This is a genomic window from Streptomyces sp. CB02058 (genome assembly GCF_001905505.1).
GTDB lineage: Bacteria > Actinomycetota > Actinomycetes > Streptomycetales > Streptomycetaceae > Streptomyces.
In genome coordinates this window covers 189,531-212,936 of record NZ_LIPG01000006.1, presented here as the reverse complement: position 1 = coordinate 212,936, position 23,406 = coordinate 189,531, and the positions used below count along the sequence as shown (strand labels likewise).

The window sequence follows — 23,406 nt, the reverse complement described above, 5'->3', positions numbered from 1 at the left end:
GTTCTCCGATCGGGTGTGTCACAGCAGGCCGTGGCGGGGCGGGCGGGTTCCTTGCAGGGCGTGGCGGCCGAGGTGCTGGATCTTCCAGCGGACGGGATCGTGGAGCGTGTGGGTGCGGGCGTCGCGCCAGTGCCGGTGGAGATTGAGCGAGTCGAGCGCGGAGCGGGTGCCCGCGACCTCGAAGAGCGCCCCCGCGACCTCGACCGCCGCGTCCGCCGCGTAGGCCTTCGCGGCGGCGACGGCGAGGGACGCGTCGGCCGCGGACTCGTCGGTGAGGGTGGCCCTCGCGGTGTCCACGGCGCGGGCCGCGGTCTCCAGGAGCGCGTCGGACGCCCGTACCCTCAGGTCGAGTTCGCCGAACCGCTGGATGAGCAGGGGGTCCTCGGCCGCGGTCTCGAATCCGCTCTCGAACCAGGGCCGGCTCTTCGTCCTGACGAACTCGGCGGCCTCGGCCAGGGCTCCGGCGGCGATGCCCGCGTCGATGGCGGCGTGCAGCAGCTGGGCGTGGGCGCCGTGCAGCTGAGGGCCCTCGAAGGTGAGGTGGTGCGCGAACACCCGGTCGGCGGCCACCCGTACCCCGTCCAGGCGCACCGTGCCGCTGGCGGTGGTGCGCTGGCCCATGCCGTCCCAGTCGTCGGTCACGGTGACTCCGGGCGCGTCCGCCCGGACGAAGGCGACGTACGGCTTGTCCCCGGCGCCGAGGGCGAGCACGGGGATCCAGTGGGCGAAGAGCGCGCCGGTCGCGTAGTTCTTCACCCCGGTGAGGACGTACGAGCCGTCGGGTCGCGGCTCCAGCCGGGTGCGGAAGTCCTGGACGTGTCTGGTCCCCGCCTCCGACTGGGCGTTCCCGAAACGCTTGCCGGCCAGCAGTTCGCCGTAGAAGAAGTCCTGCTGTCCGGCGGTGCCCTGTCTGCGGATCACGTTGACGTAGGCGAAGTGGCTCTGCGGGATCTGCGCGAGGCTGGCGTCGGCGGAGGCGAGCACCCGGAAGACACGGGCCAGGGTGAGGGCGCCGACGTCCGCGCCTCCATGGGTGGCGGGGACGGTGACGGCGAGCAGCCCCGACGCCGAGAGCTTCTCCAGCTCCGCCCGGGGCAGCAGCCGTTCCCTGTCGCGCCGGGAGGCGCCCGTGCGGAACTCGGCGGCGAGTTCGGTGGCCTTCTTCAGCGCCTGCGCGTCGTCGCGGATGATCTCAGCCACGGACGGCCACCCGCCCGGTGCTCTCGAGCGCGGTCGCGAACCGGTCGACGGTCGCGCCGAGCGCCTCGGCGTCCGCCGCTGCGACGGTGAGCACTCCGTCGCCGGAGACGCTGATGTTGCGGTCGAGGACGAACCACCCCTGGGTGATGTGGGACGCGCCGAGCGAGCTGAGCACGGGCCTCAGCGCGTAGTCGATGGCCAGGACGTGGGCGGTGGTGCCGCCGGTGGCGAGCGGGAGGACGGTCTTGCCCGCGAGGGCGTACTGCGGCAGCAGGTCGAGCAGGCACTTGAGCAGTCCGGAGTACGCGGCCTTGTAGATCGGCGTACCGATGACGACTCCGTCGGCCCGCGCGAACAGTTCGGTGGCGCCCACCACCGCCGGATGCCCGAAGTCGGCGCGGAGCAGGGCTTCGGCGGGCAGGGACCGGGCGTCGAGCGGTATGACGGTGTGGCCCCGGTCGGAGAGCTGTGCGTCGAGATGGCGCAGCAGCCGGGCGGTGCGTGAGGTGGCGGAGGGACTTCCCGAGACGGACAGGACGGTGGCCATGGGCCCTCTTCTCGTGAGGCGCTGCGGGGGTGGCGTGCCCCGCGCGGTGGTGACGTGCCGGGGAGGTCAGGCGCGGGCGGGTTCGGGGGCCGGCCGGGCGGCTTCCAGCTCCCGGACGATCGGGAGGACCTTCTTGCCGAAGTACTCGACCTCTTCGAGGTAGTGGAGGAAGCCGAGGAGGAAGAGGTCGACGCCGAGCCGCTTGTAGGCGACGATCCGCTCGGCGATCTGCTCCGGGGTGCCGATCAGGCCGGTGCGGAATCCGTCGTTGTACTGGACGAGGTCCTCGAAGGACGAGTCCTGCCACATGCCCTTGCCGTCGGCGGTGGACCGTCCGGCCTGCTTGACGGCGGCGCCGAAGCCCTCGACGGCCTCGGAGTCGGCCAGGGCGACGATCTCGCGGAGCGTCTCCCGGGCCTCGGCCTCGGTGTCCCGGGCTATCAGGAAGCCGTTGAGGCCGAATTTCGGAGCGGTGCGTCCGGCTGCGGCGGCCGAGGCGGCGACGTCCGCGATCTGTTCGGTGACGCCGTCGAAGTCCTTGCCGTTGCTGAAGTACCAGTCGGACACCCGGCCCGCCATGGCCCGGGCGGCGCTGGAGTTGCCGCCCTGGAAGATCTCCGGGTGCGGGCGGGTGGCGGTGGTGAGGGGCTTGGGTTTGAGCGAGAAGTCCCGGATCCGGTAGAAGTCCCCGGCGAGTTCGGCGTGGTCCTCGGTCCAGAGGGCGCGCAGGGCGCGGATGAACTCCTCGGAGCGGCGGTAGCGCTCGTCGTGCTCGAGCCAGGGCTCGCCGAGCGCGGTGAACTCGTCCTTGAACCAGCCGCTGACGACGTTGACGGCGAACCGCCCCTTGGACAGGTGGTCGGCGGTCGCCCCGAGCTTGGCCAGGACGCCCGGGTGCCACAGGCCGGGGTGGACGGCGGCGATGACCTTGAGCCGCTCGGTGGCCAGCAGCAGGGCCAGGCTGAAGGAGGTCGACTCGTGCTGGTACTCGGCGCCGTAGCTCGCCATGTAGCGGACCTGGCTGAGGGCGTAGTCGAAGCCGTTGTTCTCGGCGAGGACGGCCAGTTCACGGTTGTAGTCGTAACCCCAGTCGGTGCGCTGCTCGATCCGGCTGGTGACGAGGCCGCCGCTGACGTTGGGCACCCAGTAGGCGAAGCTCACGGGGCCGGCGGAGCGGGGAAGGGACATGAGGACTCCCGGTGGTGGGGAAGAGGGCATGGCGGGGCCGCCCCCGCGTCCGGCGCGGGGCGCGTGCGACGGGATGCCGGGGCACGGCGGTGCACGGCGGAGCCGGGCGGGTACGGACGACGGTGGATCAGGGGTGGGAACGGGCCCGGGGGAAGGACGGGCCGGTCCTGCTCAGGAGGGTGTGTGCGGGCGGGCGCGGAGGAGGGGTGCCTCGGACTCCGCGACGGCGGTCAGAAAGCGCGACAACAGAAGGAACTGGCGACGCGGGCGAGGTCGATGTGACGTCGCCGCGTGAGATTCCGTCGGTCCTTCATGCCGGTCAGGTTAGTCGTGGCGGGCGTCGGCGGTCGAGTAGGCATTCACGAGGCGTTGATAGGGTTTCCCTTTCAACAGGCCTGGTTCATGGGCCGTTCCCGGTCCCGGGGGTGCGTGGACGTGCGTGTGGAACAGCTCGAGTACATCGAGGCGGTGACCCGTCTGGGATCACTGCGCAGGGCCGCCGAGGAGCTCCATCTCTCGCAGCCCGCGCTCAGCGAGACCGTGCGCAACCTCGAACGCGAGCTGGGCGTGGACCTGCTGGACCGCAGGCGCTCCGGAGCGAAGATCAGCGACGAGGGGCGGGAGCTGCTCCCGCACATCATCGGTGTGATCGACGCGGTGGACCGGCTGCGCGAGGCGGCGGGCCATCAGCACCGCACCAGCCGGATGGTCCGTCTCGGAACGGTGAACGCCGCGACGGTCCCGCTGCTCGTCCCGGCGGTGCGCGCGTTCCGTGAGACACATCCCATGACGCAGGTGGAGGTCGTCGGGGCGCAGCAGGACGACATCCACCGCTCCCTCCTGGAGGGCGGCTTCGACCTGGGCCTCGTCAACTACCTGGAGGGCGACGACCTGCCGCCGGACTTCCGGACGACGGAGCTGCTGCGCGGGCGGGCCGTGGTGTGCGTGCGCCCGGACAGCCCGCTGGCGGCCAGGGAGACCGTACGGGTGGACGATCTGCTCGCCGTGCCTCTGGTGGTGATGCGGGCCGGCTATGTGATGCACCGGTACATGCACCGGCTGCTGGACGGCCGGACGCCCGCGTTCTCGTACTCCACGGACGGCGCGGAGATGGGCAAGCTGATGGTGGCGGAGGGACTCGGCGCGACGGTGCTCCCCGACTTCAGCATCGTCGGCGATCCGCTGGAGCGCGGCGGGACGATCGTCTGGCGTCCGCTGGAGGACGAGGGCGCCGCCGTCCTCCTGATGCTCCAGCGGCGGAGTTCGGGCTCCCTCCCCCGCGCGGCCCGTGACCTGCACCGCCTCCTCGTGGAGCAGGCGCGGAACCTCTAGGACGGTACGGGGAGGCGCGGGGCACGGCGCGGGTGGCCACGGACGCATAATGAGGCCATACATCGGATGTCTTGTACGAGGAGGCCCTCCATGGCCGTCACCGACGAAGCGATCGAGAAGATCAAGGGGATGATCGTCTCGGGTGCTCTGGCCCCCGGGGACCGGCTTCCCAAGGAGAGCGAGCTCGCGGCCGAGCTGGGCCTGTCGCGCAACTCGCTGCGCGAGGCGGTGCGCGCGCTGTCGCTGATCCGGATCCTCGACGTCCGCCAGGGGGACGGCACCTACGTCACCAGTCTCGACCCGCAGCTCCTGCTGGAGGCGCTCAGCTTCGTGGTGGACTTCCACCGCGACGACACGGTCCTGGAGTTCCTCGCGGTCCGCCGCATCCTGGAGCCCGCGGCGACGGCGATGGCCGCGCTGCGCATCGAGGACGAGCAACTGGACGCCCTGAGCGCCCAGCTGGACGCGCTGGGCGAGAACCCGTCCGTGGAGGAGCTGGTCGCCTGCGATCTGGAGTTCCACCGCGGCATCGTCAGGTCCTGCGGCAACTCGGTGCTCTGCTCCCTGCTGGACGGCCTGTCGGGGCCGACCACCCGGGCGAGGGTGTGGCGCGGACTGACGCAGGAGGACGCGGTGGGCCGCACCCTTCGGGAGCACCGGGCGATCCTGGCCGCGCTGCGGGACCGGGACGCCGACGCCGCCCGCTCGTGGGCCACCGTGCACGTGGCGAGCGTCGAGCAGTGGCTGCGGTCGATGCTCTGAGCTGGGACATCGGTCCGCAGCCCCTCCGTCCCACCTGATGACTGCCGCATTCCCGTGCCCGGACACTCGGGTTACGATCCGGTGGAAACCGGTGTCCTCGCACGGGCCCGGAAGCCATGGAGCAAGCGTTGACGTCACTCACGACCGCACGAGCGGCACAGCCGGGAACCGGGCGCACCCGCCTCCCGGCCGGACGCCGCCTGCCCGGTCCCGGCCGCACCGGCACCTGTTGCCGCCGCACGGCCTGACGCGCCTTCCCGTCCTGGCACCACCGCATCTCCCCCGCCGCGCACCCCACTTTCCAGTTTTCCGGGAGTCATCATGACCCTTCTCACCACCTGGCCCGAGTCCGGACCCGGGACCGTCGTACGCCGCACCACCGACCCCGCCGAGATCGCCGCCGCCCTGGCACCGATCGGCGTGCGCTACGAGCAGTGGCCGGTCCTGGACCACGTGGCGCCCGACGCCGACAGCGACACGGTGTTCGCCGCGTACCGCGAGGACATCGACAAGCTGACGGAGGAGGAGGCGTTCAAGATGGTCGACGTGATCGCGCTGCACCCCAGCGACGACCCCGGCTTCCCCGAGCAGGCGAAGGCGGCCCGCGCGAAGTTCCTCCAGGAGCACACCCACGACGACGACGACGAGGTCCGCTTCTTCGTCGCCGGGTCGGGCATCTTCTATCTGCACGCCGGCGGCCAGGTGCACGCGGTGCTGTGCGAGAAGGGCGACCTGCTGGGCGTTCCGCGCGGCACGACCCACTGGTTCGACATGGGGACCAGCCCCTCGTTCACCGCGATCCGCTTCTTCCACGAGGAGGACGGCTGGATCGGGAACTTCACGGGCGACCCGATCGCCGGGCGCTTCCCGGACTTCGACACCATCGACGCGGAGTACCGGGCGTGAGCAGGGTCTTCGCCGTGGACGCCGTGGTGCTCGACATCGAGGGCACCACGAGCGCCACGGGGTTCGTGGTCGATGTGCTCTACCCCTACTCCCGCAGCCGGTTCGCGTCCCTGCTCACCACGAGGGCGGCCGAGCCCGCGGTGGCCCGGGCCGTCGCGCAGGTGCGGGAGCTCGCCGGGGAGCCGGACGCCTCCGCCGCGCGGATCGAGGAGATCCTGAACGGCTGGCTGGACGAGGACCGCAAGGCCACCCCGCTCAAGACGCTCCAGGGCGTCGTCTGGGCGGAGGGCTTCGCACGCGGCGACCTGGTGTCCCACTTCTACGACGACGTGCTGCCCGCACTGCGCGCCTGGCACCGCGCCGGGTTCGCCCTGCACGTGTACTCGTCCGGTTCGGTGGCGGCCCAGCGCGCCTGGTTCTCCTCCACCCCCGAGGGCGACCTGACCGGACTGCTGTCCGGACTGTACGACACCGAGAACGCGGGCCCGAAGCAGGAGCCGGACTCCTACCGCGCGATCACCGCGGCGACCGGGGTCCCGGCCGGCCGCACGCTCTTCCTGTCCGACCGCGCCGCCGAGCTGGACGCGGCGCGCACGGCGGGCTGGCAGACCCTCGGCATCCGGCGGACCGGGGAGCCGTACTACGCGAGCGGGGTGGGGGACCACCCCGAGGCGGATTCGTTCGCCGGGATCCATCTGAAGGGCGAGCAGGACGATGAGTGACGTGACGGAACAGACTCTCAGGGCGGCGGGTGCCGTGCTGGCCGCCGAGTCGGCGCGCTTCGCGTCCTTCGGCTGGATGCGAGGCACCTCGGGCAACCTCTCCCAGGTGCTCTCCCGGGACCCGCTTCTCCTCGCGGTGACCGCCAGCGGCCACGACAAGGGTGAGCTCACGGAGAACGACGTGGTCCTCGTCGACGGCGAGGGCAGGGCGACCGGCGAGGGCAAGCCGTCCGCGGAGGCCGAACTGCACGCGCGTGTGGCACGGCTGACCGGTGCGGGCGCCGTCGTGCACGTCCACACGGTCGCCTCGGTCGCGATGGGGCACCGCGAACCGGGCGGGATCGTCTTCAAGGACCTGGAGATGCTGAAGGGCGTCGGCCAGAGCGCCGAGGGCGTGGAGGTCACCCTTCCGGTCATCGCCAACAGCCAGGACATGAAGGTGCTGGGCGACCGGCTGGAGGCGGCCCGCGACCCGCGGATGCCCGCGGTGGTCGTGGCCGGGCACGGCCTGTACGTCTGGGGCGCCGATCCCCGGCAGGCCCGCCACCACACCGAGGTCGTGGAGTGGCTCCTCGAACTCACCCTGACGAACCGGTAGCCGCCGGAGCGCGCGGCGCGCACCCCGGCGCCACCGTCACTTCAGGTGCGTGCCGGGGAGTTCGCCCGCAGTGAAGTCCAGCACACCGCGCTCGGTCACCAGGGCCGTGATCAGCCGGCCGGGGGTGACGTCGAAGGCCGGGTTGTGGCCGCGGGTGGCGGGCGGCGCCGTACGGACGCCGCCCCACTCCACGACCTCGGCGCCGTCGCGGAGTTCTATGTGGATGTCGTCGCCGGACCCGGTGGCGACGTCCACCGTGGTCGTGGGGGCGGCCACCAGGAAGGGGATGCCCGCGTCGGCGCAGGCGAGCGCGACGCCGAGGGTCCCCACCTTGTTGGCGGTGTCGCCGTTGGCCGCCACCCGGTCGGCGCCGACGACCGCGGCGTCCACCTCGCCCCTGAGGATGGTCCCGGCCGCCGCCGCGTCGGCCTGGACGTAGTGCTCGATGCCCTCGTAGTCCAGCTCCCAGGCGGTCAGCCGGGATCCCTGGAGGAGCGGGCGGGTCTCGTCGGCGTACACCAGCTCGACCAGACCGCGGGAGTGCAGTTCGCGGATGACGCCCAGGGCGGTTCCCCACCCGGCGGTCGCGAGCGCGCCGGTGTTGCAGTGGGTCAGCAGGCGCAGGGGGCGGTCGAGGCCGGTGCGGGCGATGAGCCAGTCCGCGCCGAAGACGCCCATGTCCCGGTTGGCCTGGACGTCTTCGCGCTGGATGGCCGCCGCCTCGGCAAGCACCGCGTCCAGGCCCTTCTCGACGAACGGCAGGACGCGGTCGACGCAGACGGCGAGGTTCACCGCGGTGGGCCGGGCCTCGCGTACCCGGTGGACCGCGGCGAGCACCTGCTCGCGACTCCAGCCCTCGCGCTCGCCCTCGATGAGGGCGAGGGCCACGCCGTAGGCACCGGCCGCGCCGATCGCGGGCGCCCCTCGGACCACCAGAGCGGCGATCGCGTCGCGGAGCCCCTCGGTGTCCTCGATCTCGATGTGTTCGAGGCGGTGCGGGAGGACGGTCTGGTCGATGAGGCGCAGACGGCCTGCGGCCCACTCGACGGCGCGGAGCTCCCCGTGCGCTGCGGGCTGGGTCATCTGGGCTTCCTCCCGGGCGGTCCTGCTGAGTCCCGGTCACCGTACATGAGCTGCGGTGATGGTCCTTTGAGATGCTTGTCCGCAATTCGGACTGACGCTCAATCACGTCGTGAGCGGGTGTTAATGTCCTCGGCACGACGCCGGATCAAGCCACTGGAGGGGGGTTCTCATGGACGTACTCACGACCGGAGCGCGTCCCGCAGCGGTGTGCGAACACCGAATGCCCGGGGGAACCCGAGCCCAGGGCACGCTCACCTCGCGCCGCCACATCGACCTCTGCCGATGCGCCGCCGCCGGCTGTTGTCTCTGAGGCGCCGGGCTCCCGTCGTTCCCGCCCGCACCCCCGCCCCCGTGCGTGCGATCTCCACTCCCCCGCTGCCGCCCGAGCGCGACTCCCGTGCCGGGCCCGCCCGTTAGGCATTGACCCACTCATGTCGAAGAGACTCCGTACCGCCCTCCGGGCCGCCTCCGTCGCGACCGGCGCCGTCCTCCTGGCCACCGGCTGCAACGCGTCCGCCTCGAAGTCGGACCCGGCCTCCGGCTCCGCCGGCAGCGGCAAGTCCTTCGTCCTGGTGACCCCGGACGCGGTCGCCCAGAACGAGTTCCTCAAGCTCGCCGTGGCGGGTGTGAAGTCGGCCGCGAAGGCGCACGACGCCTCCTCCAAGGTCTACGAGTCCACCGACGACGCCTCCCGCCAGCAGAACGTCAAGGCGGCGGTGAACGCCTCCCCCGACGTCATCGTGCTGATCGGCTTCGAGTTCGCCGACCTCGCGGCCCAGCAGGCCGAGGCCGGCCCCGACCAGCAGTTCCTGCTGGTCGACTCCTGCACCACGAAGACGTACGAGAACGTGACCTGCGCCACCTTCCGCGAGCAGGAGGCGGTCTATCTGGCCGGCGCCGAGGCGGGGCTGCTCAGCGAGAGCGGCAAGGTCGGCGCGGTGGACGTGCTGGACACCCCGCAGTTCCGCCGCTACAGCGAGCCGTTCGCGGCGGGTGCGAAGAAGACCGCGTCCGGCACGAAGTCCACGACCCGCTTCGTGGGCGGTGACTCCCCGTTCAACGACGCCGCGCGCGCCAAGGAGCAGGCGAGCTCGCTGATCTCCGGCGGGGTCGACCACATCATGGCCGCCGCCGCGGCGGGCAACTACGGCGTCTTCGAGGCCGCGCAGGCCAAGGGCGCGTTCGCGTACGGCGTCGACGTCAACCAGTGCTCGGCCGCCGAGGGCACCGTCGTGGACAACGTCGTCAAGCGGACCGATGTCGCCGTGGAGAAGGGCATCGGGACGATCCTCTCCGGGACCACCGGCAGGACCGTCTCCTACGGTCTCAAGGAGGGCGGCATGAGCCTCACCGGCCTGGAGGACGGCGTCGCGGACTCCGGCTGTGTGATCGCCGAGCACACCGACGTCATCGCCGAGGTCGAGAAGCTGCGCGAGCAGATCGTCACCGGGAAGCTGACGGTCGATGACCCCGCGGCCTGAGTCCCCCGCGGTCGAGATGCGGGGGATCGTCAAGGCGTTCCCCGGCGTCGTCGCCAACGACCATGTGGACCTGACCGTGCGGCGGGGCGAGATCCACGCCCTCATGGGTGAGAACGGCGCGGGCAAGTCCACGCTGATGTCGGTGCTGTACGGCATGGAGCGGCCCGACTCCGGCACGGTCCTGCTGCACGGACGCGAGGTCTCGTTCGCCGACCCGAGCCGGGCCATCGCGGCCGGGCTCGGGATGGTGCACCAGTCCTTCAAGCTGTTCCCGTCGCTGACCGTCGCCGAGAACGTCGTCTACCGGGCCGAGCCGCGCCGCTTCGGCCTGGTGGACCGGGCGGCGGCACGCCGTCGTACGGCGGAACTCGCCGCCGAGCACGGACTGGACGTCGACCCCGACGCCCGCGTGGGCGACCTGCCCGTCGGCGTACGGCAGCGGGTGGAGATCCTCAAGCTGCTGCACCGGGGCGCCCAGGTGCTGATCCTGGACGAGCCGACGGCGGTGCTGACCCCCGCCGAGGCCGACTCCCTCTTCGCCGTGCTGCGCGGGCTCGCCGACCAGGGCCGCACGGTGCTGCTGGTCACCCACAAGCTGCGCGAGGTGCTCGAAGGCTCCGACAACGTCACCGTGCTGCGGGACGGCCGGGTCGCCGCCCGGCTGCGCACCGCGGCGACCACCGCGGAGGAGATCGCCGCCGCGATGACGGGCCGTGACGTCGAGCTGGACCGGATGCACCCGGGCGGCACCCCGGGCGAGGAGGTGCTGACGGTACGGAACCTGAGCCTGCCGGGCCTCACCGATGTGTCGCTGTCGGTGCGGGCCGGGGAGATCGTCGGAGTGGCGGGCGTGGCCGGGAACGGCCAGGGCGAGCTGGTCGAGGCCCTCGCCGGGCTGCGCCCCGCCGTCTCGGGCGAGGTGCGTGTCGCGGGCCGCGAGGTCACCGGCGCGACGGCCGCAGAGCGGCGTGCCGCCGGGCTCGCCTATGTCCCCGAGGACCGCGGGGAGGTCGGCACGGCGCGTGCCGCGTCCGTCGCCGAGAACCTCGCGATGGGGCATCACCGCAAGGGGCTCAGGTCCCGGCGGGGCCTGCTGCCGGGCGCCGCCGTCCGCAGCCACGCGATGGAGCTCATCGAGCGCTTCGGGATCAAGGCGTCCTCGCCCGAGATCCCGGCGGGCGCCCTCTCCGGCGGCAATCTGCAGAAGCTCGTCATCGGCCGTGAACTGGCCCACGAGGCCCCCCTGCTGATCGTCGAGCAGCCCACCCGCGGGGTGGACATCGGCGCGATCGAGAACATCCACCGGCAGCTCGTCGCCTACCGCGACGCCGGGCACGCCGTGCTCCTGGTCTCCGCCGAACTGAGCGAGATCCGGGGCCTGTCCGACCGGGTGCTCGTGATGTACGAGGGCCGGATCGCGGCGGAGTACGACCGCGAGGCTGCCGACGAGCGCACTCTCGGCCTCGCGATGGCGGGCGGTGCGGCACCGCCGTCCGGCGGGGGTTCCGGAGCGTCCGGGCCCCGGCCCGGCGAGGAGTCCACCGCATCCGCCCCAGCCGCGTCCGTGCCCGCCGCATCCGTGCCCGCCCAGGAGAAGCGCTGACATGGCCACCGAGAGTCCGAATCCATCCCCCTTCGGCCGGGTCCTGAGGTCCCCCGTCCCCTTCTCCGTGCTGGGCGCGCTCGTCGTCGGCACGCTGTTCCTGCTGGCCACGGGTTCGGACCCGGTGACGGCCTACGGCGCGGTCGTGGAGGGGGCGTTCGGCGCCGACGGCATCGGGTCCACCCTGTCGAGTTCGACCGCCGTCATCGGGCTGGCCGTCGCCCTGGCGATCCCGCTGCGGGCGGGGCTGATCAACCTGGGCGGTGACGGGCAGATGGTGCTGGGGGGCATCACCGCCGCGGCCGTCGGGCTGTACGCGCCGTTGCCCGCGGTGCTCACCGTGCCGCTGTGCCTGCTGGCGGGCATGGCGGCGGGCGCGGCCTATGCCGCGCTCGCGGCCGTCTGCCAGAACCGCTTCGGGGTTCCGCTGCTGGTCACCAGCCTGCTGCTCAGCTATCCGGCGGTGTCCTTCGCCTCGTATCTGGCGCGCTATCCGCTGAAGGACCCCGCCTCCAGCCTCCCGCAGACCCGGCGGCTCCCGGCCGGTGTGGCGCTGCCGGAGTTCGGCACGTCCACGGTCACGCTGGGCCTCGTGCTGGTGGCCGCGGTGGCCGCCGCGTTCTACTTCGTGGACACCCGCACCCCGGCCGGTTACGAGATCCGGATGACCGGCCTCAACAGCCGGTTCGCCTCCTACGCGGGCATCGACCGCCCCCGGCTGACGCTCCGGCTGATGGCCGTGTCGGGCGCGGTGGCCGGTCTGGTCGGCGCGGTCGGCGTGCTGGCCTTCCCCTTCCGCTTCACCGACGGTTCGCTGACCGCGTCCGGGGACACCTGGACCGGTCTGATGGCGGCGCTGCTCGCCTCCGCCGCACCGGTCGGCACGGCGCTGGCCGCGCTGTTCTTCGCCGCCCTGAAGGTCGGCGGGCTCAACATGGAGCGGGTCACCGAGGTGCCGAGCGAGCTCACCGACATCCTCCAGGCCATCGTGATCGTCTTCCTGGCGGCGCGTTTCACCCTCAAGCGGCGCAGGCGTGCCGCCTCTTCACCCGAGTCCCCGGCACAGGCGCCCACGCCGGCCGTTCCGGCCGCCGCCCCCGAGAAGGAGACCGCCTGATGTTCCTCGACTCCGATCTCCTCTTCTCGGCACTCCGCGCGCTCACCCCGATCCTGCTGGCGGCCCTCGGCGGCGCGATCTGCGAGCGCGCGGGTGTCTTCATGATCGGCCTCGAAGGCATGATGCTGATGGGCTGCTTCACCGCGGTCACCGTCAGCTGGTTCTCGGGCTCGCCCTGGCTCGGCGTGCTGGTCGCGGCCCTCGCCGCGGCGGCCTACTCGCTGATCCTCGCCGTCGGCACGGTCACCCTCAAGGGCGACGCGGTCGTGCTCGGCGTCGCGATGAACCTCCTCGCCGTCGGGCTGACGGGCTTTCTGCTGCGTACGACCTTCGGAGTGCAGGGCACCTTCGACGATCCCGCGCTGGCGGGCCTCGGGACGGTCGACCTCCCGGGCATCGCCTCGATCCCGTTCGTCGGTCCCGCCCTGTCCGGGCACTCCGCCCTCGTCTACTTCTCCTGGATCGCCGTACCGGTCGCCGCGGTGCTGCTCTTCCGCCACCCGTGGGGCCTCAGGCTGCGCGGCGTCGGCGAGACGCCGGACGCGGCGGCGACGCTCGGGGTGAGCCCCGCGCGGTACAAGTACGCCGCGATCCTCGTCTCCGGTGTGCTGTGCGGTCTCGCGGGCGCCCAGCTGGCGCTCGGCAACGTCACGCTGTTCTCGGAGAACATGACCGCGGGCCGCGGCTGGATCGCCGTCGTCGCGGTCATGCTCGGCCGCGCCGCCCCCGTCGGGGTGCTCCTCGCGGGGCTCCTCTTCGGCATCGCGGAAGCGGCCGGATTCCGGCTGCAGGGCCTCGGCCTTCCGCAACAGGCGACGGACGCCGCACCGTACGCCGTCACTCTCGTCGCCCTCTTCCTGACCACGGCAAAGCGCCGTCGCCGCACCCCCGCTGGAGCTTCCGCATGACCACCCCGTCCCTGCTGCCCGTCACCCGCATACCCCGCACGGGGCTGCCCGCCCAGGCCCTGGTGGTCGGCGACCCGGCCCGCGCGGCCGCCGTCGCCGATCTGCTGGAGGACGCGAAGGAGGTGGCGTACCACCGCGAGTACCGCACCTTCACCGGCACGTGGAAGGGCCTGCCCGTCGTCGTCGCCTCGCACGGTGTGGGCGGCCCGGGCGCGATCCTGCTCTTCCAGGAGCTCGCCGACGCGGGTGTGCGTACGTTCATCCGCTTCGGGACCGCCGGGGCCATGCGGCGCGGCATCGGTGACGGCGACCTGGTGATCGCCGAGGCCGCGGTGCGCGACGACGGCGTCACCCAGCAGCTGCTGCCCGCCGAGTATCCGGCCGTGTCCGCGCCGGAGGCCGTGCTCGCGCTCCAGCGGGCCGCCGAGACGACCGGGGCTCCGTACCACCGGGGCATCGTGTGGACGCGGGCCGCCTTCCAGCCCGGCCTGATTCCGCTGCCGACGGCCGCGTACGAGAAGGCGGGGCTCGCGGCGATCGAGATGGAGCTCTCCGCTCTGTACGTCACCGCGTCGCTGCGCGGGCTGGTCGCGGGCGGCGTGCTGGTGATCGACGGTGTGAACGCGGACGACCTGGTGGACGAGGAGACGACGGGCGGCTACGACCCGCACCGCGCCGTCGTCGCCGAGGGCGTGGCGCGCGGCAGCGTCGTCGGCCTGGAGGCGCTGCGGCTGCTGGCCGAGGGTGCCCGATGAGCGACGGAAGGGTCGATCTGCTGGTCCACGGCGGCGATGTGCTGACCGTGGACGACAAGGGCACGGTCGTGCCCGGCGGTTCGGTCGCGGTGCGTGACGGGGAGATCGTCGCGGTCGGACGGGACCTGGGGGTCACGGCCGCCGAGGAGATCGACGCCCGCGGCTGCCTGGTCGCCCCCGGCCTGGTCAACACCCACACGCATCTGGCGATGACCCTTCTGCGGGGTCTCGCCGACGATGTGGACCTCCAGGAGTTCCTGGCCCGCGTGATACCCGCCGAGGCCGCGCTGCTCAACCCGCGGAACGTGGCGGCCGGCGTGCGGGTCGCGATGGCGGAGAGCATCCGGGCGGGGGTGACCTCCGCGCTCGACATGTACTGGTTCCACGCGGCGGCCGAGGAGGCGGCGCGCGAGGCGGGCTGGCGGCTGCACGGCGGGCCGACCTTCATGGACGTGCCCGACCCCGCCGACACGATCGTCTACGGGGACCGGCTCGCCTGGGCCAGGGACCATCTCACCGCGCGGATTCCGGCGCCCGGCACCCGGCCGGTGGTCTTCGCCCACTCCGCCTACACGCTGACGCCCGACCAGCTGACCGGTATCGGCGCGCTCGCCCGGGAGTTCGGGGCGCTCCTGCACATCCACGCGGCGGAGAACGCGGCCGAGGTGGAGACCGTCCTCCAGCGCCACGGCAAGCGGCCCGTGGAGCTCCTCGAATCGCTCGGGCTGCTCGGCCCCGACACGCTGCTCGCCCACGCGGTCGATCTGACCGGGGCCGAGATCGCGGCGATCGCCGGGACGGGCACGTCCGTCGCGCACTGCCCGGTCTCCAACCTGAAGCTCGGCTGCGGCATCGCGCCCGTACCCGCGCTGCTGCGGGCGGGGGTGACGGTCGGGCTGGGCACCGACGGGGCGGTCAGCTCCAACACCCTGGACATGATCGGCGCGGTCCGCCAGGCGGCGCTGGTCCACAAGGCGGGCGGCGACCCGACGGCGGTCGGCGCGGAACAGGCCGTACGGATGGCCACGATCGAGGGCGCGCGGGCACTCGGGCTCGGCGACCTGCTGGGCTCCCTGGAGGCCGGCAAGCGCGCCGACCTGATCGTGCTGGACCTCGGCCGGCCGCATCTCACCCCCCGCCACGACCCCTGGTCGATGCTGGCGTACGCCGCACAGGCGTCCGATGTGCGCGACACGGTCGTCGACGGCCGTGTGCTGATGCGGGACCGTGTCCTCCTGACGCTCGACGAGCCCTCCGTCCTGCGCGCGACGGAGCGTGCGCGGTGAACGTCACCCGCGGCTTCACCGGCCGTTCCCGCGCCGACGAGCGCGATCCGCGGCTCCCTCCGGGGCAGTACGACGCGGGCGACTCCTGGCCGGTCCTCTCCGCCGAGGTCACACCCGGACTCGCGCCGGAGGACTGGTCCTTCCGCGTCGACGGCCTGGTCGCCCGTCCCGGGACCTGGTCCTGGGACGAGGCCCACGCCCTGCCGCCCTCGGCGTACGAGGGCGACATCCACTGCGTCACCAGCTGGTCGAAGTTCGGGGTGCGCTTCGCCGGTGTGTCCCTGGACGCCTTCCTGGACCGGGCGGGTCCGCTGCCCACGGCCACGCACGCCGTGGCCTACGCGCACACCGGGTACACCACCAACCTCCCGCTGTCCGATCTGACGGGCGGCCGAGCGTGGATCGTCTGGGAGTACGACGGAGGCCCACTGGCCCCCGAGCACGGCGGCCCGGCACGGCTGATCGTGCCCCACCTCTACTTCTGGAAGAGCGCGAAGTGGATCGCGGGCATCCGGCTCCTCGACCACGACGAGCCCGGTTTCTGGGAGCAGAACGGCTATCACCACCGCGGCGACCCCTGGCAGGAACAGCGATACTCCGATGACTGACACCTTCACCCCTGCCACCCGTTTCGCCGTGCCCGGCCGGATCGTGAGCAGCAACCGCGCCGCCGCGTCCTGGCAGCGCGCCACCCTCACGGAGATCCGCCACGAGACCCCGGACGCCGCCACCTTCCGCTTCGACGTGCCGGGCTGGAGCGGCCATGTGCCCGGCCAGCACCTGATGCTGCGGCTCACCGCCGAGGACGGCTACACCGCGCAGCGCCACTACTCGATCGCCTCGGCGCCGGACGCGGACGGCCAGGTCGAGCTGACCCTCGACCATGTGCGGGGCGGTGAGGTCTCCGGTCATCTGCACACGGTGGCGCGCCCCGGCGACACCGTGGAGGTGCGGGGTCCCGTCAGCGGTTTCTTCGCCTGGCCGGGCGACCGGCCCGCGCTGCTGCTGGGCGCGGGCTCGGGCGTCGTACCGCTGATGTCGATGCTCCGCCACCGCCGCCGGAGCGCCCCCGGCGTGCCGCTGCGCCTGATCGTCTCGGCCCGCACCCCCGAGAGCCTGATCTACGCCCAGGAGTACGGGGACGAGACGACCACCGTCCTGACCCGCGCGGGGGCGCGGAAGCGACTGTCGTCCGAGCACCTCGAACAGGTCGTGGCCGAACAGCCGCCGGGCGGCTGGGAGACGTACATCTGCGGCTCCAACGCCTTCGCAGAGCACGCCTCCCGGCTGGTGGTGGGCCTCGGGATGCCGGTGGACCGGATCAGGATCGAGCGGTTCGGCTGACCCGGCGGGCGGTCAGGTCGCGGGGCGCAGCCGCAGGCCCTGCATCCCTCCGTCGACGGCGAGCGCGGTGCCGGTGACGGAGGCCGCCGCCGGGCTCGCCAGATAGACGACGGCCGCGGCCACCTCGTCGGCGGAGACCAGCCGGCCCAGCGGCTGGCGGGCGTCGAGCGCGGCGCGCTCCGCCGCCGGGTCGTCGGCCCGGTCGAGCAGCCGGCCGATCCAGGGGGTGTCGGCCGTACCGGGGTTGACGCAGTTGACCCTGATCCCCTCGCGGACGTGGTCGGCCGCCATCGCGAGGGTCAGGGAGAGCACGGCCCCCTTGCTCGCGCTGTACAGGGCACGCTGCGGCAGGCCCGCGGTTGCGGCGATCGAGCAGGTCTGGGTGATCGACACGGCCCCGGGGAGTCCGGCGGCCGACCGGCGCAGATGGGGCAGGGCGTGGCGGGCGGTGCGGACCATGCCGAGCACGTTGATGTCCAGGACGCGGGCCCACTCGTCGTCGGAGTTGTCCTCCACGGTGCCGATCGAGCCGATGCCCGCGTTGGACACCAGGGTGTGCAGGCCGCCCAGTTCCTCCGCGGCCCGGTCGACGGCGCTCCGTACGGCGTCGTCGTCCGTCACGTCCGCCTCGATCGCGAGCGCCCCCGCGGGCGCGCCCTTCGGATCGCGGTCGAGCACGGCGACGCGGGCGCCCCTGGCGAGCAGCAGGGCGGTCACGGCTGCTCCGATTCCGGACGCCCCGCCCGTCACCAGGGCGGACAGTCCGTCGAAATCCTGTGTATCAGGCATCAGTCGGTCTCCTCGGGGGTGCGACGGGCCTGCCAGACGGGGCCCTGCGGGTAGCGGTGGGCGGCGATCGAGGCGGGGAGCATCCGGGCGGAGAAGCCCGGTGTGCGCGGGGTGACGTAGCGGCCGTTCTCGATGACGGCCGGGTCGGCGAAGTGTTCGTGGAGGTGGTCGACGTATTCGATGACCCGGTCCTCCCAGGTACCGGACACGGCGACGTAGTCGAACATCGAGAGGTGCTGCACCAGTTCGCACAGCCCGACGCCTCCCGCGTGCGGGCAGACCGGGACCCCGAACTTGGCGGCGAGCAGCAGGACGGCGAGATTCTCGTTGACCCCCGCGACCCGTGCGGCGTCGATCTGGACGAAGTCGACCGCGCCCGCCTGGAAGAGCTGCTTGAAGACGACCCGGTTGGCGATGTGTTCACCGGTGGCGACCTTGACCGGCTGTCCGGCGCGCACGGCCGCGTGGCCGAGCACGTCGTCGGGGCTGGTCGGCTCCTCGATCCAGTACGGGTCGTAGGGGGCGAGCGCGTTCATCCAGGAGACGGCGTCGGCCACGTCCCAGCGCTGGTTGGCGTCGACGGCGATGCGGACGCCGGGTCCGACGGCCTGCCGGGCGAGCGAGAGCCGCCGGATGTCGTCGTCGAGATCGGCGCCGACCTTCAGCTTGATCTGGGTGAAGCCGTCGGCGACGGCCTCCTTGGAGAGGCGCACGAGTTTGTCGTCGTCGTAACCCAGCCAGCCGGGCGACGTGGTGTACGCGGGATAGCCCTCGGCCAGCAGCTGCTCGGCGCGCTCGGCGCGGCCCGGTTCGGCGGCCCGGAGGATGCCGAGCGCCTCCTGCGGGGTGAGCGCGTCCGTGAGGTAGCGGAAGTCGACGAGGGAGACGAGCTCCTCCGGTGTCATCCCGGCGAGGAACTGCCAGACGGGCTTGCCGGCCAGCCGCGCGGCGAGGTCCCAGGCGGCGTTGACGACGGCGCCGGCCGCCATGTGCATCACGCCCTTCTCGGGGCCGAGCCAGCGCAGCTGGGAGTCGTGCGTGAGCAGGCGGTACAGCTCACCGAGGTCGGCGGCGGTGCGCGGTGCGGGCCTGCCGACCACATAGGGCCGCAGCGCCTCGACGGCGGCGGCCATGACATCGTTGCCACGCCCGATGGTGAAGCAGAAGCCGTGCCCCTCCTCGCCCGCGCCGTCGGTGCGCAGCACGACATAGGCGGCGGAGTAGTCGGGGTCGGTGTTCATCGCGTCCGAGCCGTCCAGCTGTTCCGAGGTGGGGAACCGGATGTCGTCGACCTCGAAGTCGGTGACGATCGGACTCATGGGTGCGCCCCCAAAGGCATAACATCGGATCTCTGCATGGTCATCCGATGTATAGCCTCCCTGAGGGTCGAGAGTCCAGGGTGCAGGGGAAAATAGATCAACTTCTCTCCCTACAGCTCGGATGAATCCGGAGGTGGCACGGTTCAGCCCAGGAGGCAAACGGACTGCGGCGGAACAGGGCGGAAGCCGTAAGGTTGGTCCGTACACAAGGGAACTTCGGAAGGAGGCCTGGGTGATCGAGCTCGAGGGGGTACCCGAGCTGATCGACCCGGTCATGGTGGCCGCGTTCGAGGGCTGGAACGACGCCGGTGACGCCGCCTCCACAGCGGTCGGACATCTGGACCGGGAGTGGAAGGGCGAGGTCTTCGCGGCGCTCGACGCCGAGGACTACTACGACTTCCAGGTCAACCGGCCCACGGTGTTCATGGAGGGCGGGGCACGCAAGATCACCTGGCCCACCACCCGGCTCTCCGTGGTCCGGGTCGGCGGCGACAAGCCCCGTGACCTGGTCCTGATCCGGGGCATCGAGCCCTCCATGCGCTGGCGTTCGTTCTGCAACGAGATCCTGGGCTTCGCCCACGAGCTCGGCGTCGGGATGGTCGTCATCCTGGGGGCGCTGCTCGGCGACACCCCGCACACCAGGCCGGTGCCGGTCAGCGGGGTCACCTCGGACCCCGACCTGGCCAGGACCATGGACCTGGAGGAGACCAGATACGAGGGCCCGACCGGCATCGTGGGCATCCTCCAGGAAGCCTGCACGCACGCGGGGGTCCCCGCGGTGAGCCTGTGGGCGGCGGTCCCGCACTACGTCTCGCAGCCGCCGAACCCGAAGGCGACGCTGGCGCTGCTGAACCGCCTGGAGGATCTGCTCGGGCTGCGGATCCCCCTGGGCGAGCTGCCCGAGGACGCCCGCGCGTGGCAGCTCGGCGTCGACCAGCTGGCCGCCGAGGACAGCGAGGTCGCGGAGTACGTGCAGACGCTGGAGGAGGCGCGGGACACCGCCGAGCTTCCCGAGGCCTCTGGCGAGGCCATCGCCCGCGAGTTCGAGCGATATCTGAGGCGCAGGGACATCGGCGGGCCCGGCCAGGCGCCCGGCGGTCACGCCACCGAGAGCGGTGACGTGCCCTATCTGCGGGACACCTCCGGCGGCCGTACACGACCGCCGAAGCCGCAGCGTCCGGAGAAGGGCCGGCCGAAGGACGGCGACGAGGGCGCGTCGGACGACCCGCCGTCGGCCGGGCCGGACGAGGACTCCTCGGAGAGCTGACCGGACCGTCCGGACGGCCTGCCGGACCGACGAGGACGCCTCGGACGCCCGGACCGGCCCTGTGACGGAAGAACGGCCCCGGACCCCCCGCGATCACGCGCGAGGTCCGGGGCCGTTCCATGTCGTACGGGTACGGGTGTGCGGGTTACAGAGCGACGCCCAGCAGCGCGTCGACCGTGCGCGAGACCAGACCGGGCGCGCCCTCGTCCGTCCCGCCGCCGGCGCTCTGCCGCTCGGCCCACCGGTCCACCGCGGCCAGTGCGGCCGGGGCGTCCAGGTCGTCGGCCAGCGCCTCCCGCACCTCCTCGACCAGGGCGTCCGCGGACAGCCCGTCGGGCCGGGAGACCGCGGCGCGCCAGCGCGCCAGACGCTCGACGGCGTCGGCGAGGACCTGGTCGGTCCACTCCCAGTCGGACCTGTAGTGGTGCGCGAGCAGGGCGAGCCTGATCGCGGCGGGGTCCACGTCGGCCCGGCGCAGCGCCGAGACGAAGACGAGGTTGCCCTTGGACTTGGACATCTTCTCGCCGTCGAGGGCGACCATGCCCGCGTGCACGTAGGCGCGGGCGAAGGGGTACTCGCCGGTCAGTGCCTGGGCGTGCGAGGCACCCATCTCGTGGTGGGGGAAGGCGAGGTCGGAGCCGCCGCCCTGCACGTCGAAGCTCATGCCGAGGTGGTCCAGGGCGATGGCGACGCACTCGATGTGCCAGCCGGGCCGGCCACGGCCGAGGCTGCCGCCGTCCCAGCTCGGCTCGCCCTCACGGGCGGCCATCCAGAGCATCGGGTCGAGCGGGTTCTTCTTGCCGGGGCGCTCCGGGTCTCCGCCGCGCTCGGCGGAGAGCCTCCGCATCGCCTCGGCGTCGAGGTTGGAGACCTCGCCGAAGTGCGGATCGCACTCCACCGAGAAGTACACGTCGCCCTCGAGCTCGTAGGCGGCGCCCGCGTCCCTGAGACGTTCGACGAGCGGGACGATGCCGGGTATCGCCTCCACCGCGCCGATGTAGTGCTTGGGGGGAAGCATGCGCAGAGCGGTCATGTCCTCCCTGAAGAGCGCCGTCTCGCGCTCCGCGAGCTCGGTCCAGTCCTCGCCGTCGCGCACGGCCCGCTCAAGCAGCGGATCATCCACGTCGGTCACGTTCTGGACGTAGTGAACCTGCCGCTTGGTGTCGAGCCACACGCGCTGAACGAGGTCGAACGCGTTGTAGGTCGCCGCATGACCCATGTGGGTCGCGTCGTACGGCGTGATGCCGCAGACGTAGATGCGGGCGACGGGACCGGGGTCAAGGGTGATCCGTCCGCCGGTCGCGGTGTCGTGGATCCGAAGGTCGCGGCCCTTGCCAGGCAGGGCGGGGACCTCAGAAGCGGGCCAGGCATGCATGTCATGAGCGTAACCGGATGATGCTTCCGGATACGAACCGGATGGCGCAGAGCGGCCGAATTCGCGGTCTTGCGCGGATGGCGTTTCTCACCTAAGGGCCGCCCTCTCTTCCCCGGTGGGTCGGCGCGGGGCGCCGGACGCGGTGCGGCGCACGGCGGAGGAACGTCCGCGTACCGGAGCATCCGGGCGGTCCGACGACGCGGCGGGGGGTACCCCCGGACGGAGTCCGGGGGTAGGCCGTAGCTGTCGCCGTGCGCCCTCCGGAGAGCGCGCGACAGCCCTCACGCCAGGCGCCCGCTCACACCGGCGGCCAGGGGATCGCGGGCCATTCCCCGCTCGGCTGCGGGTGGCGGCCGGAACTGCGCAGGTCCTCCACACGGGCCCGCAGGGCGTCGAGTTCCGCCGGGGTGATCAGTTCCCCCAACCGGGTGGCGAGCCCACCGCCCTGCTCCAGTCCCGCGGACAGCCGGTCGAGCACCTCGACCGCTTCCGTCGTCAGCGGCTCGCCCGCCCACCCCCAGAGCAGTGTCCGCAGCTTGTCGTCCGCGTTGAAGGTGACTCCGTGGTCGATGCCGTAGAGCCGGCCGCCCGGTGCGGGCAGCAGGTGCCCGCCCTTGCGGTCACCGTTGTTGATCACCGCGTCCAGGACCGCGAGCCTGCGCAGCCGGGGGTCGTCCGCGTGCACCAGCAGCGCGGTCTTCCCCTCCCCCACCTCGGCGAAGCCCACCGCTTTCCAGCCGTTCCCCGGTTCCTCGCCCTCCACGAGCGCGAGGAGCGGCGGCAGTCCGTGCGCCTCGTCGGCCCCGGACGCCCCGGCGCTCCCGTCGGCTTCGTCGGCCTCGATCCAGAGCTGGCACATGCCCTCGCCGTACGGGCCCTCGCGCAGCACGGTCGGCGGCACGAGACCCCAGCCGGTGGCCTCGGAGATCTCGTACGCCGCGACCTCGCGCTGGGCGAGCGTGCCGTCGGGGAAGTCCCAGAGCGGCTGCTCACCGGCGACCGGCTTGTAGACACAGGGGCGCTGCTCGCCCTCGTACGCGACGGTGCAGTACAGCACCGCGTTCGACGCGCCCCGGACCTGGCCGAGGACGGTGAGCTCCCCCTCGGCGAGCAGGGTGCGCAGCCCGGCCTCCGTCAGGCCCCGCGACGGTATCCGTTCTGGCGCGGGCATACGTGTCCTTCCGGATCGAGGGGCAGGCTGCACAGCGGGCAGGGCGGCCGGCCGGCGTTCACGACGTCCAGGGCGCGCTTGGCGAAGGCCCGCGCCTGTGCGCCGCTCAGCCGGACGCGGAGCATCGGCGGGCCGTTCTCCTCGTCCTGCAGAAGCCTTTCCTCCGCCTCCGCGAGGTCGTCCTCCGAGTCGGCGTCGAGCTCGACCAGGGCCTGCGCCTCGACGATCATGCGCTGCTCCTCGCCGTCCCAGGCGAGTGCCATCGTGCCGACCCTGAACTCCTCCTCGACGGGGGCGTCGAGCGGGGCGGTGTCGGTGACGTCCATGGGGGCCACGGCGGGCACCGGTGAATTGCCTCCGGTCCGCCGGACGACCTCGTCGAGGAGTTCGTCGATCCGTTCGGCCAACGCGGCAACCTGGGTCTTCTCCAGGGCCACGCTCGTGACCCGTCCTCTGGAGGATGCCTGGAGGAAAAACGTACGGCGGCCAGGCAGCCCGACCGTGCCGGCCACGAAGCGGTCCGGCGGGTCGTAGAGGAACACCTGACGGGACACGTCCTGTCTCCCTTGACAATGAGATGGCGGATGGGGGCGGCCCCGGGGCACCGCGGGATGCCCCACGAGGCCACCTACGGCGCGTCCACCCTACTGCGC

24 protein-coding genes are annotated in these 23,406 nt (G+C 72.4%); 14 read left to right on the top strand and 10 right to left on the bottom strand.

The genetic code is table 11. The features are described 5' to 3' along the window. Window positions 1-18 precede the first annotated feature (18 nt). The 4 genes from AMK10_RS29100 to AMK10_RS38765 all read right to left on the bottom strand — a co-directional run bounded on the left by AMK10_RS29100 (window position 19) and on the right by AMK10_RS38765 (window position 3,249). Complete coding sequence (locus AMK10_RS29100; RefSeq protein ID WP_073751376.1) at window positions 19-1,200, bottom strand: SfnB family sulfur acquisition oxidoreductase; 1,182 nt, start codon at window positions 1,198-1,200, stop codon at window positions 19-21. Beyond that, window positions 1,193-1,747 (bottom strand): NADPH-dependent FMN reductase, encoded by a 555-nt coding sequence (gene ssuE, locus AMK10_RS29095; RefSeq protein WP_073751374.1) that lies wholly within the window; start codon window positions 1,745-1,747, stop codon window positions 1,193-1,195. The genes AMK10_RS29100 and ssuE overlap by 8 nt, the downstream gene beginning before the upstream one ends. 66 nt (window positions 1,748-1,813) lie before the next feature. Next, entirely contained in the window at window positions 1,814-2,935 is a 1,122-nt protein-coding gene (gene sfnG / locus AMK10_RS29090) for a dimethylsulfone monooxygenase SfnG (RefSeq protein WP_073751372.1), read from the bottom strand. Window positions 2,936-3,165: 230 nt separating this feature from the next. Beyond that, complete coding sequence (locus tag AMK10_RS38765) at window positions 3,166-3,249, bottom strand: putative leader peptide (protein WP_354006224.1); 84 nt, start codon at window positions 3,247-3,249, stop codon at window positions 3,166-3,168. A gap of 121 nt (window positions 3,250-3,370) precedes the next feature. Between AMK10_RS38765 and AMK10_RS29085 the strand changes: the two genes are divergently transcribed. The 5 genes from AMK10_RS29085 (at window position 3,371) to mtnB (ending at window position 7,255) form a co-directional block, all read left to right on the top strand. Then, on the top strand, window positions 3,371-4,267 hold the full coding sequence (locus AMK10_RS29085; RefSeq protein WP_073751994.1) for a LysR family transcriptional regulator: 897 nt from the start codon (window positions 3,371-3,373) through the stop codon (window positions 4,265-4,267). 90 nt (window positions 4,268-4,357) lie between these two features. Next, the gene (locus AMK10_RS29080) at window positions 4,358-5,029 is read left to right on the top strand and encodes a FadR/GntR family transcriptional regulator (RefSeq protein WP_073751370.1); all 672 of its coding nucleotides are present in this window, start codon (window positions 4,358-4,360) and stop codon (window positions 5,027-5,029) included. Between the two features lie 321 nt (window positions 5,030-5,350). After that, on the top strand, window positions 5,351-5,935 hold the full coding sequence (locus AMK10_RS29075) for a 1,2-dihydroxy-3-keto-5-methylthiopentene dioxygenase (RefSeq protein ID WP_073751368.1): 585 nt from the start codon (window positions 5,351-5,353) through the stop codon (window positions 5,933-5,935). Next, window positions 5,932-6,657: an acireductone synthase gene (gene mtnC, locus AMK10_RS29070; protein ID WP_073751366.1), complete on the top strand. Its 726-nt coding sequence runs from the start codon at window positions 5,932-5,934 to the stop codon at window positions 6,655-6,657. The genes AMK10_RS29075 and mtnC overlap by 4 nt, the downstream gene beginning before the upstream one ends. Continuing rightward, window positions 6,650-7,255, top strand: coding sequence for a methylthioribulose 1-phosphate dehydratase (gene mtnB / locus AMK10_RS29065; RefSeq protein ID WP_073751364.1), 606 nt, complete (start codon window positions 6,650-6,652; stop codon window positions 7,253-7,255). Before mtnC ends, mtnB begins: the two co-directional genes overlap by 8 nt. 36 nt (window positions 7,256-7,291) lie before the next feature. Here mtnB and mtnA read toward each other — a convergent pair whose 3' ends face one another. Further along, window positions 7,292-8,338 (bottom strand): S-methyl-5-thioribose-1-phosphate isomerase, encoded by a 1,047-nt coding sequence (gene mtnA / locus AMK10_RS29060; RefSeq protein WP_073751362.1) that lies wholly within the window; start codon window positions 8,336-8,338, stop codon window positions 7,292-7,294. Between the two features lie 431 nt (window positions 8,339-8,769). On the opposite strand from mtnA, the gene AMK10_RS29055 reads away from it, so the two are divergent. The 8 genes from AMK10_RS29055 to AMK10_RS29020 are packed head-to-tail and all read left to right on the top strand — an operon-like array spanning window position 8,770 to window position 16,832. After that, a complete protein-coding gene (locus tag AMK10_RS29055) occupies window positions 8,770-9,819 on the top strand; it encodes a BMP family ABC transporter substrate-binding protein (protein ID WP_073751360.1) in 1,050 nt (349 codons plus the stop codon). Then, window positions 9,803-11,422 carry an ABC transporter ATP-binding protein gene (locus tag AMK10_RS29050; protein WP_073751358.1) on the top strand — a complete coding sequence of 540 codons (1,620 nt, stop codon included), beginning with the start codon at window positions 9,803-9,805 and terminating at the stop codon, window positions 11,420-11,422. Before AMK10_RS29055 ends, AMK10_RS29050 begins: the two co-directional genes overlap by 17 nt. Window position 11,423: 1 nt before the next feature. Then, a complete protein-coding gene (locus AMK10_RS29045) occupies window positions 11,424-12,539 on the top strand; it encodes an ABC transporter permease (protein ID WP_073751355.1) in 1,116 nt (371 codons plus the stop codon). After that, window positions 12,539-13,447, top strand: a complete 909-nt coding sequence (locus AMK10_RS29040) for an ABC transporter permease (protein ID WP_079180908.1) — start codon at window positions 12,539-12,541, stop codon at window positions 13,445-13,447. The genes AMK10_RS29045 and AMK10_RS29040 overlap by 1 nt, the downstream gene beginning before the upstream one ends. Further along, a complete protein-coding gene (locus AMK10_RS29035; protein WP_073751353.1) occupies window positions 13,444-14,202 on the top strand; it encodes a nucleoside phosphorylase in 759 nt (252 codons plus the stop codon). The genes AMK10_RS29040 and AMK10_RS29035 overlap by 4 nt, the downstream gene beginning before the upstream one ends. After that, window positions 14,199-15,488 (top strand): amidohydrolase, encoded by a 1,290-nt coding sequence (locus AMK10_RS29030; RefSeq protein WP_073751351.1) that lies wholly within the window; start codon window positions 14,199-14,201, stop codon window positions 15,486-15,488. The genes AMK10_RS29035 and AMK10_RS29030 overlap by 4 nt, the downstream gene beginning before the upstream one ends. After that, on the top strand, window positions 15,485-16,096 hold the full coding sequence (locus tag AMK10_RS29025; protein WP_073751349.1) for a sulfite oxidase-like oxidoreductase: 612 nt from the start codon (window positions 15,485-15,487) through the stop codon (window positions 16,094-16,096). The genes AMK10_RS29030 and AMK10_RS29025 overlap by 4 nt, the downstream gene beginning before the upstream one ends. Next, window positions 16,089-16,832: a ferredoxin reductase gene (locus AMK10_RS29020; RefSeq protein WP_073751347.1), complete on the top strand. Its 744-nt coding sequence runs from the start codon at window positions 16,089-16,091 to the stop codon at window positions 16,830-16,832. Before AMK10_RS29025 ends, AMK10_RS29020 begins: the two co-directional genes overlap by 8 nt. A gap of 12 nt (window positions 16,833-16,844) precedes the next feature. On the opposite strand, the gene AMK10_RS29015 is transcribed toward AMK10_RS29020, so the two are convergent. Both AMK10_RS29015 and AMK10_RS29010 read right to left on the bottom strand, forming a co-directional pair. Further along, window positions 16,845-17,621, bottom strand: a complete 777-nt coding sequence (locus tag AMK10_RS29015) for an SDR family NAD(P)-dependent oxidoreductase (protein ID WP_073751346.1) — start codon at window positions 17,619-17,621, stop codon at window positions 16,845-16,847. Further along, window positions 17,621-18,940, bottom strand: a complete 1,320-nt coding sequence (locus AMK10_RS29010) for an L-fuconate dehydratase (protein WP_073751345.1) — start codon at window positions 18,938-18,940, stop codon at window positions 17,621-17,623. Before AMK10_RS29010 ends, AMK10_RS29015 begins: the two co-directional genes overlap by 1 nt. 232 nt (window positions 18,941-19,172) lie before the next feature. Between AMK10_RS29010 and AMK10_RS29005 the strand changes: the two genes are divergently transcribed. Beyond that, entirely contained in the window at window positions 19,173-20,207 is a 1,035-nt protein-coding gene (locus AMK10_RS29005; RefSeq protein ID WP_073751344.1) for a PAC2 family protein, read from the top strand. A 145-nt stretch (window positions 20,208-20,352) separates the two neighbouring features. Here the strand turns inward: AMK10_RS29005 and mshC are convergent, their stop codons facing one another. The 3 genes from mshC to AMK10_RS28990 all read right to left on the bottom strand — a co-directional run bounded on the left by mshC (window position 20,353) and on the right by AMK10_RS28990 (window position 23,307). Further along, the gene (gene mshC, locus AMK10_RS29000) at window positions 20,353-21,582 is read right to left on the bottom strand and encodes a cysteine--1-D-myo-inosityl 2-amino-2-deoxy-alpha-D-glucopyranoside ligase (protein ID WP_073751343.1); all 1,230 of its coding nucleotides are present in this window, start codon (window positions 21,580-21,582) and stop codon (window positions 20,353-20,355) included. A gap of 298 nt (window positions 21,583-21,880) precedes the next feature. Next, window positions 21,881-22,753: an SCO1664 family protein gene (locus AMK10_RS28995; protein WP_073751342.1), complete on the bottom strand. Its 873-nt coding sequence runs from the start codon at window positions 22,751-22,753 to the stop codon at window positions 21,881-21,883. After that, on the bottom strand, window positions 22,717-23,307 hold the full coding sequence (locus tag AMK10_RS28990; RefSeq protein WP_033304581.1) for a DUF3090 domain-containing protein: 591 nt from the start codon (window positions 23,305-23,307) through the stop codon (window positions 22,717-22,719). Before AMK10_RS28990 ends, AMK10_RS28995 begins: the two co-directional genes overlap by 37 nt. Window positions 23,308-23,406: the final 99 nt, after the last annotated feature.

Bases quoted from the DNA above. Each gene is read 5' to 3' on its own strand.
- ssuE (WP_073751374.1), bottom strand. From the start codon at position 1,747: ATGGCCACCGTCCTGTCCGTCTCGGGAAGTCCCTCCGCCACCTCACGC.
- sfnG (WP_073751372.1), bottom strand. From the start codon at position 2,935: ATGTCCCTTCCCCGCTCCGCCGGCCCCGTGAGCTTCGCCTACTGGGTG.
- AMK10_RS38765 (WP_354006224.1), bottom strand. From the start codon at position 3,249: ATGAAGGACCGACGGAATCTCACGCGGCGACGTCACATCGACCTCGCC.
- AMK10_RS29080 (WP_073751370.1), top strand. From the start codon at position 4,358: ATGGCCGTCACCGACGAAGCGATCGAGAAGATCAAGGGGATGATCGTC.
- AMK10_RS29075 (WP_073751368.1), top strand. From the start codon at position 5,351: ATGACCCTTCTCACCACCTGGCCCGAGTCCGGACCCGGGACCGTCGTA.
- mtnB (WP_073751364.1), top strand. From the start codon at position 6,650: ATGAGTGACGTGACGGAACAGACTCTCAGGGCGGCGGGTGCCGTGCTG.
- mtnA (WP_073751362.1), bottom strand. From the start codon at position 8,338: ATGACCCAGCCCGCAGCGCACGGGGAGCTCCGCGCCGTCGAGTGGGCC.
- AMK10_RS29055 (WP_073751360.1), top strand. From the start codon at position 8,770: ATGTCGAAGAGACTCCGTACCGCCCTCCGGGCCGCCTCCGTCGCGACC.
- AMK10_RS29050 (WP_073751358.1), top strand. From the start codon at position 9,803: ATGACCCCGCGGCCTGAGTCCCCCGCGGTCGAGATGCGGGGGATCGTC.
- AMK10_RS29045 (WP_073751355.1), top strand. From the start codon at position 11,424: ATGGCCACCGAGAGTCCGAATCCATCCCCCTTCGGCCGGGTCCTGAGG.
- AMK10_RS29040 (WP_079180908.1), top strand. From the start codon at position 12,539: ATGTTCCTCGACTCCGATCTCCTCTTCTCGGCACTCCGCGCGCTCACC.
- AMK10_RS29035 (WP_073751353.1), top strand. From the start codon at position 13,444: ATGACCACCCCGTCCCTGCTGCCCGTCACCCGCATACCCCGCACGGGG.
- AMK10_RS29030 (WP_073751351.1), top strand. From the start codon at position 14,199: ATGAGCGACGGAAGGGTCGATCTGCTGGTCCACGGCGGCGATGTGCTG.
- AMK10_RS29020 (WP_073751347.1), top strand. From the start codon at position 16,089: ATGACTGACACCTTCACCCCTGCCACCCGTTTCGCCGTGCCCGGCCGG.
- AMK10_RS29015 (WP_073751346.1), bottom strand. From the start codon at position 17,621: ATGCCTGATACACAGGATTTCGACGGACTGTCCGCCCTGGTGACGGGC.
- AMK10_RS29010 (WP_073751345.1), bottom strand. From the start codon at position 18,940: ATGAGTCCGATCGTCACCGACTTCGAGGTCGACGACATCCGGTTCCCC.
- mshC (WP_073751343.1), bottom strand. From the start codon at position 21,582: ATGCATGCCTGGCCCGCTTCTGAGGTCCCCGCCCTGCCTGGCAAGGGC.
- AMK10_RS28995 (WP_073751342.1), bottom strand. From the start codon at position 22,753: ATGCCCGCGCCAGAACGGATACCGTCGCGGGGCCTGACGGAGGCCGGG.